Below are 7,444 nucleotides of genomic sequence, written 5' to 3'. Positions count from 1 at the left end.
CAACTGAACCCGCAACGGCTCCGCCGCATGAATGTCCAGCACCGATCCCAGCCTCAACTCAACCGACATCAGCAACCCTCCCCAATCGCCGTCGCTGTGACGGGTTGATGTTTCTGCACCGCAAGGCTGCAACCGAACGTCTTCAGGCCCGTGACCGCGTCAGACGCCAGGGCGATGGCGAGGGCCGATCGGACTGCAAGGCGTTCCGCCAAGCCGGCGACAGGCCGCGCCGCGCCGCGGGGCGTGGCGATCCGGAGCGGCAGCCCGGATCGCGCCAGACGCATGGACACAGGACGATTCGCTGGCATTTTGCGTAACGGGGCTCTCTCTGTAGAAGGAGCCTCAACGTCGTCCCAACGCTAATATTATTGATGAATCACAGACTAGGTAGGACTACTTAAACTCCGTTCGATTCTGTTTGCCGGGATCAAGGAAGACGAGGCTCCTTTTCAACGCCCCATCCCGGCACCGTCAGGGTTTCCGGCATTTCGTGAAGGACGGGCACAGCGATGACACCCCTGTTGCCCGCCACCGCCAACCACCCCCTGCTGCCCCGCCTTGCAAGGCGGCGAGGCCTTCAGGCCTGGCTGATCGCCCTGAGCCTTGCGGTCATGGCGCTGGCACCCCGGATCTGGATCGGAACGGAGAGCCATCTTTTCTATCTTCTCCCGATCATCGCGGTCGGGCTGAGCGCCACGGTCACGGGACGCAAGCCGACCTTTCTCGTGCTGGCCATCACGACGGCTGCCAACATCTGGACATCTGCCCTTCCGACCGACCTGCCCGCCCTGGCACTTTCCATGCTGTTCGGGGTCATCGCCTGGCTCCTGGCCGAAGTCTTCTGGGAGCTCGGGGCCTATCGGCGGCGCACCGATCAGCTTTCCGTGCATCTGGACCGGCGCCAGGTCATGCTGGAGACGATCCTTGCCTCCGTGCCTGTCATGACCGTCACCCGGGAGGGCATGATCCAGATGTTGACCCACCCCGCCTGCCAGCTTTTCGGAACAACCCAGGCCAGCGTGGGGAAGCCCGTATCGGCCTTTATCGATGGCTTTGATGCCATCGAGGAGTCCGCGTCGGTCGGCCCCAACGACCATGTCTGGACCGGACGTCGCGAGAACGAGATCACCTTCCCCCTCAACGTCCAGGTCGGCGTCCTGCCCGAGCAGCCCGCCAGCGATCATCTGATCCTGTGCCTGACCGACCTCAGCCTGGCACACGCCGCCGATGCCCATGCCCGGGATCTGCATGCCCAGCTGAACCGTGTCTGGCGACTGAACTCCCTTGGCGAGATGGCGGCCACCCTCGCCCACGAGCTCAATCAACCGCTGAGCGCCGCAACAACCTATCTGCACGCCAGCCAGGTGGACGTGGCGCGGGCCGGACTCATGGGAGAGAGCGCGGGACGCACGATCGAGCTGGCCAAGGGCCAGATCCTGCGCGCAGGCTCGATCATCCGTCGCATGCGCGAACTCCTGGCCCACCAGGCGCGCAGCCTGGGGCAGGAGCGCGTCGGGGCCATGGTGGCGGACCTCGCCGGTGTATTCTCGATGATCGAACGGGCGGGCGGGGTCCAGATCCAGATCCAGATCGACGATGTCCACGACCGCGTGCGGGCCGATCGCATCCAGTTCCAGCAGGCCATGGTCAATCTGGTCCGGAACGGCGTCGAGGCGCTGGCCGGCACGGCGGACCCGCAGTTGAGGATCGTCGGGCGGGTCCTGAGCGACGCCGAGTTCCAGATCGTGGTCGAGGACAACGGAATCGGCATCGCCGCCGAGAAGATCGACACGATCTTCAGGCCCCTGATGACGACCAAGGCCGGCGGAATGGGCTTGGGATTGTCAGTGACTCGAACTATCGTCGAGAGTCATGGAGGTGTGCTTCAGGTGGAGAAAAGCGTCCTTGGCGGGGCGGCTTTCAGCTTCTGCCTGATGCGCGAGCAGGAAATGGAGCCTGAGTGAAGAACCATTCGGTCTTCGTGGTCGAGGATGACGAGGCCGTCCGGGACTCGTTGCTCACGCTCCTGCGCGTTCAGGGGATTCGCGCCCGGGGCTTCACCAGCGGCAAGGACTTCTTCGACAACCTGCCTGACGAGCCCTCGGCCTGCGTCATTACCGATGTGCGCATGCCGGATTTCGACGGGACCGAGGTGGTGCGTCGCCTCGCCGAAACCCGCGGCCATGCCTGGCCGGTCATCGTGATTACCGGGCATGCCGACGTGCCGATGGTCATCCAGATGATGAAGATGGGCGTAGCCGACTTCATCGAGAAACCCTTCGATCCCAGTCGCCTCATCGAAGCCGTGAAGGGTTGCATCGGACACCTGGCGGAGTGGGAAGGGGCACAGGAGGCCCGCAAGGCTGCCGAGGCCCGGCGAAGCCAGCTGACCCCGCGCGAGGCCCAGGTCTTCCAGGGCTTGATCGAGGGCAAATCGAACAAGGAGATCGCCCTGGATCTCGATATCAGTCCCAGAACGGTCGAGATCTTCCGCGCCAAGGTCATGGACAAGATGCAGGCTCCAACGCTGTCGGCGCTGGTCAGAATCGGTGTGACCCTGTCGGCCGCCTGATAATCCGGACCGACGGCCTGAACCCCGGCAGGGATGACGGTCTTTCGCGCATGTCCCGGTGCGCCCGGTTCACCGCCACGTGTCCACCCTCATCCAGGACCCGCAGGCTGGAAATCGCGAAAGGACTCAATCACATTGCGGCCTCGGCAGTGCGCCTCTAGCATGCCGGGACGGCTCTGCTTTTGTGAACGAGGGTCCCCGGCCGATGACCACCATCCAAGGCGTGACCAACGATCGCCTCGGGCGCATCGTCGAGGATGCGGCCAGCGAGGTCTATGTCTTCGGCGCCGAGGACTATCTGTTCCGGATCGTGAACCGCGGCGCGCGCGACAACCTCGGCTATACGATTGACGAACTGAGGTCCCTCACGCCCTGGGATATCAAGCCTGAAATCAGCAGGGAAGCCTTCGTGGCCCTGGTCCAGCCCCTGATCCGGGGGGTCGTGGAACGCCTCGACTTTGACACGGTCCACCGTCGTCGCGACGGCACCCTGTACAGCGTCTCCGTCAGGCTCCAGCTGTTCGAGGAACAGGGTGACCGCGTCTTCTACGCCGCCATCCAGGACATTACTGAAAGACAGCAGATCGAGTCGGACCTGCGCGACGTGACCCGACGCCTGGACGCCATTCTCGACAACACCACCATGTCCGTCTTTCTGATGGATGACCGCCAGCAATGCGTGTTCATGAACAAGGCGGCCGAACAGCTGACGGGCTACGCCTTCGCCGAGACCGCGGGGCGGCCCCTGCACGACGTGATCCATCACTCCTACCCGGACGGACGGCCCTTTCCCCTGTCGGAGTGCGCGATCGACCGCGCCTTCCCCAGGAATGCCGGCACCCAGGGCGAGGAGGTGTTCGTGCACAAGGACGGGTCCTTCTATCCCGTCGCCTTTACGGCCAGCCCCGTCCGCGATGAGCGCACCAATGTCGTCGGTACCGTCGTGGAGGTCCGCGACATCAGCGAGGACAGACGCAACAAGGAGGCACGGGACCTGTTGATGCGCGAGGTCGACCACCGGTCGCGCAATGTCCTCGCGATCGTCCATTCGCTGGTTCACCTGACCCGAGCCGATGATCTGGCGACCTACAAGGCGACCCTGGCGGGTCGTATCGACGCCCTGTCGCGGGCGCAGACCTCCCTGGCCAGCCGCCGCTGGGAAGGTGGCGAGCTTCGCGACGTGGTACGGGATTCGCTGGACGCCCTGTGTCCGGGGGACCGTGTCGCCTGTGAGGGGTCGCAGGTGTCCCTGTCGCCGGAGCAGGTGCAACCCATCAGCATGCTGCTGCACGAACTGGCGACCAACGCCAACAAATACGGGGCCTTCAGCGCGGGCGACGGTTTCGTCTCGGTCACCTGGCGGGTGGACGACGGTCAGGTAAGGCTGAGCTGGAAGGAAACCGGCGGCCCACAGGTCGTCGAACCCGAGCGGGAAGGGTTCGGTTCGATCCTCAAGAACAGCCTGATGCGCCAGCTTCGGGGCCGGATCGACCGGCAATGGACCGCCACGGGCCTGGCTGTTGAAATGACCTTCCCGCTCTGAGACCGGATCTGCTGCCTGCGTCAGCAGAGGCCTTGCCCGCGAACAGTCGATGGTTGATCGTGTCTGGAGAACTCCCGTGTCCCCGACAGGACCCCGGAGGACAAGGGGGGCATGATGGTTGATGCAGACAAGCCGGGGGCGGCCCTGGCCGATGATATGCTGGGGTTCGGCGGGCGCGAATTCGTCACGGTCAAACAGCTCGTCCTGCGACCGGCCGGCGTGCTCCAGGCCTGGATGGAACAGGGGGCCGAAGGCGGGGGGGCCTATGCCCGTCCCCTGCGCCTGTATCTCGCCCTGAACGCCTTCCTGATGCTGGTCCTGTTCCTGCGTGGCGGGGCTGGCTACATGCTGGAGGGCCTGCCGCCGGACATGATGGGCGCGCTTCAGGAACGGTCGGGCAAGTCAACCGATGCCTTCGCCGCCGACGCTGACGGCTGGATGACGCTGGTCATGGTGCCCCTGCTGTCCCTGTTCTATGCCCTGGCTGCGGCTCCGCTGCTTCGGCTCTGGGACCAAGAGGACCTGGGCTGGCGGCGCGGATTCAGGGCCGCCTTCGCCTGGCTGTGCGCCTGGACCGTGCTCATCCTCCCCCTCACCTGGTGGGCGTATGGCAAAAGCCCGTTGGCAGCGCTCATCTCCCTTGTCGTCATCCTCCTGGGCGTCATCGCCTTCCTTCGCATGGGCCGGGGACGCTGGTTCCGCACCACCCTCGCCGGCATCGGCAAGGCCATCCTGCTGATGCTGGCCGTGCAGATCAGCGGCCTGATTGGCGGAGCCCTGGTGGTCGCGATCGGCCTGCTCGGAGCCTCGGCCATGCCCTAGGGGGCGAGGTGACGGATTGCAGGAGAAAATGGCGCGCCCGGAACGATTCGAACGTCCGACCCTCAGATTCGTAGTCTGATGCTCTATCCAGCTGAGCTACGGGCGCGCACAGGCCTTTCGGCGAGGGCGGGTCTTTAGCGGAGGGGGGACGGGAGTGCAAGCGGGATCGGCCGGGATTCTGACTTCGTGTGTCCGGGGTTGGCGAAGGGCGGGTGGCGGCCTAATCGTGACGGCCTCCCCGTTTGTCGTCCTGCAAGAAGAGGGTCGCCCATGCGCCCGTTGACCTCCCCTTTCCGGCCCGGTCCGAAGTCACAGCGGCGGGCGGGCATGACTGCCGTCGTCATGGTCGCTGCAGGAGCGCTGGCGGCCTGTCAGGGCGTGGCCCGCACAGCGTCGGGTCCGGCACCGGTCGTGCCGGTCGTGGCCGAGGCCCCGATGGCGCGGGGGCCGTTCGTGGCGGCGGCCAATCCCCTGGCGGTGGAGGCCGGGATGGCGGTGCTGCGGCGCGGCGGGACGGCGGTCGATGCCGCCGTGGCGATCCAGGCCGTGCTGGGACTGGTCGAGCCCCAGTCGTCTGGACTGGGCGGCGGGGCCTTCATGATGCTGTACGACGCCGATACCCGCGAGGTGACGGCCTATGACGGGCGCGAGACGGCACCGGCCTCGGCTACGCCAGACCTTTTCGTCGAGGACGGCCGGACCCTGTCGGTCCCGGATGCCATCCTGAGCGGACGGTCGACCGGCGCACCGGGCGCCGTGGCCATGCTGGGCATGGCGCAGAAGGCGCATGGCGTGCTGCCCTGGGCCTCGCTGTTCGGCGATGCCGAGCGGCTGGCCGACGAGGGGTTCACCGTGTCGCCGCGGCTGGCGGGGATGATCGCCGGCACCCGGGGCCAGGCGCGAAGCCGCTGGGCCAGTGCCTATTTCACCAAGCCGGACGGGACCCGCTATGTCGCCGGCGACACCCTGCGGAACCCGGACTATGCCCGGACCGTGCGGACGCTGGCCGAGGGCGGGGCCGAGGCCTTCTATCGCGGGCCGATCGCAGCCGGGATCGCCGCCACGGTGGCCGAGGCCCCCCGTCCCGGCGGGCTGACGGAGGCCGATATTGCCGCCTATGTGCCCCTCGAGCGCGGTGCCCTGTGCCGTCCGTTCCGGGTCTATGTGGTCTGCGTGCCGCCCCCGCCGTCGAGCGGCCTGGCGGTCCTGCAACTGCTGGCCATGGCGGAAGAGACCCCGGCGATCGATCAGGGGCCCGACAGCGTCGAGGCCTGGACCGCCTTCGCCCAGCTCCAGCGGCTGATGTATGCCGACCGGGACCGCTATGTCGGGGACCCGGCCTTCGTCGGCGTCCCCGTGCAGGGGCTGCTGGACGAGACCTATGTGGCCGAGCGCGCGGCCCTGGCCCCCGGTCTGACCGGGCCTGTCGAGGCCGGCAATCCGCCCGGTGGCGTGTTCCGGGCGGGGGATGCCACCCGGGAGGTCGCCGGCACCTCGCATTTCGTGGTCGTCGACGACCAGGGCAATGCGGTCAGCATGACCACCACGGTCGAGAGCATCTTCGGCTCGGGCCGGATGACCGGCGGTTTCTTCCTGAACAACCAGCTGACCGACTTCTCGTTCAGCGCCACCGACGACCAGGGGCGGCCGGCGGCCAATGCCGTGGCGGCCGGAAAGCGGCCCCGGTCGTCGATGTCGCCGGTGATCGTGCTGGATGCCCGCGGGCGGCTGGTCGGGGCGATCGGGTCACCGGGCGGACCCTCGATCCTGGCCTACAATGCCAAGGCCCTGATCGGGACGCTGATCTGGGGAATGGACACCCAGGCGGCCTTCGACCTGCCCAATCTGGTGGCACGGGGGACCGGGATCGGCGCGGATACCGACCGGTTCTCGCCGGCGCTGCGCGACGGACTGAACGCCAACGGGATCACCCTGCGCCCCAATGCGTCGGAGAACTCGGGCCTGCACGGGGGCTTCTGGAAACAGGGTCCGGCCGGCTGGGGCTGGGATGGCGGCGCCGACGACCGGCGCGAGGGCGTGGCCCGGACCCAGTAGGATCGCGGGGGGCTTTGGCCCCTCACCCTTTCGGCTGACGCATCGCTTCGCTCTGCGAGCCTCAAGCCCTCTCCCGCCGGGAGAGGGGTCAGTAAAAAAAAACCGTCCTGATCGTCTTGATCGTCTTGATCTCCAGAGAGTCTGGAAGGGCTGGAACAGGACCGGGATGTCAGAGACCGGTGTGCAGTCTCCCACGGGTTCGGGTCGTGCTGGAACATCGCCTGCTCTTTTCAGGCAAGCGCTTGTTCTGACGGGCATCACGCGCGGGATTTGTGCGGACTGGAGGGGTCAGGTCTCTCAGACCGGCCACAGAAGCGGGCCCGAAAACCGGTGTCGCGTCACCCGTGAGACCCCCAGAAGAGCTATCGATGGAGCCCAACGAATCTCGCTCGTGCGGGATCTGATCTCCTCATAATCCTGAGCTATGGGCCCCATGGAACCGGGGTGTGAGG

At 66.5% G+C, this 7,444-nt stretch carries 5 protein-coding genes and 1 tRNA gene; 5 read left to right on the top strand and 1 reads right to left on the bottom strand.

All coding sequences use genetic code 11. The features are described from left to right. The first annotated feature begins 509 nt into the window (after window positions 1–509). The 4 genes from GGR13_RS15280 to GGR13_RS15265 all read left to right on the top strand — a co-directional run bounded on the left by GGR13_RS15280 (window position 510) and on the right by GGR13_RS15265 (window position 4,937). The gene (locus GGR13_RS15280) at window positions 510–1,964 is read left to right on the top strand and encodes a sensor histidine kinase (protein WP_183214436.1); all 1,455 of its coding nucleotides are present in this window, start codon (window positions 510–512) and stop codon (window positions 1,962–1,964) included. Next, window positions 1,961–2,572 (top strand): response regulator, encoded by a 612-nt coding sequence (locus GGR13_RS16895; protein WP_183214435.1) that lies wholly within the window; start codon window positions 1,961–1,963, stop codon window positions 2,570–2,572. The genes GGR13_RS15280 and GGR13_RS16895 overlap by 4 nt, the downstream gene beginning before the upstream one ends. Before the next feature lie 205 nt (window positions 2,573–2,777). Next, a complete protein-coding gene (locus GGR13_RS15270) occupies window positions 2,778–4,115 on the top strand; it encodes a PAS domain S-box protein (RefSeq protein ID WP_183214434.1) in 1,338 nt (445 codons plus the stop codon). Between the two features lie 111 nt (window positions 4,116–4,226). Next, entirely contained in the window at window positions 4,227–4,937 is a 711-nt protein-coding gene (locus tag GGR13_RS15265) for a hypothetical protein (RefSeq protein ID WP_246347900.1), read from the top strand. A gap of 29 nt (window positions 4,938–4,966) precedes the next feature. On the opposite strand, the gene GGR13_RS15260 is transcribed toward GGR13_RS15265, so the two are convergent. Next, window positions 4,967–5,043: transfer RNA gene (locus tag GGR13_RS15260), tRNA-Arg, on the bottom strand. A 221-nt stretch (window positions 5,044–5,264) separates the two neighbouring features. Between GGR13_RS15260 and GGR13_RS15255 the strand changes: the two genes are divergently transcribed. Beyond that, on the top strand, window positions 5,265–6,992 hold the full coding sequence (locus tag GGR13_RS15255; protein WP_183214433.1) for a gamma-glutamyltransferase family protein: 1,728 nt from the start codon (window positions 5,265–5,267) through the stop codon (window positions 6,990–6,992). The last annotated feature ends 452 nt before the right edge of the window (window positions 6,993–7,444 follow it).

Origin of the sequence: Brevundimonas variabilis, assembly GCF_014199945.1 — a bacterium.
GTDB lineage: Bacteria > Pseudomonadota > Alphaproteobacteria > Caulobacterales > Caulobacteraceae > Brevundimonas > Brevundimonas variabilis.
The sequence above is the reverse complement of the archived record's forward strand: the minus strand, read 5'-3'. Positions and strand labels throughout refer to the sequence as shown.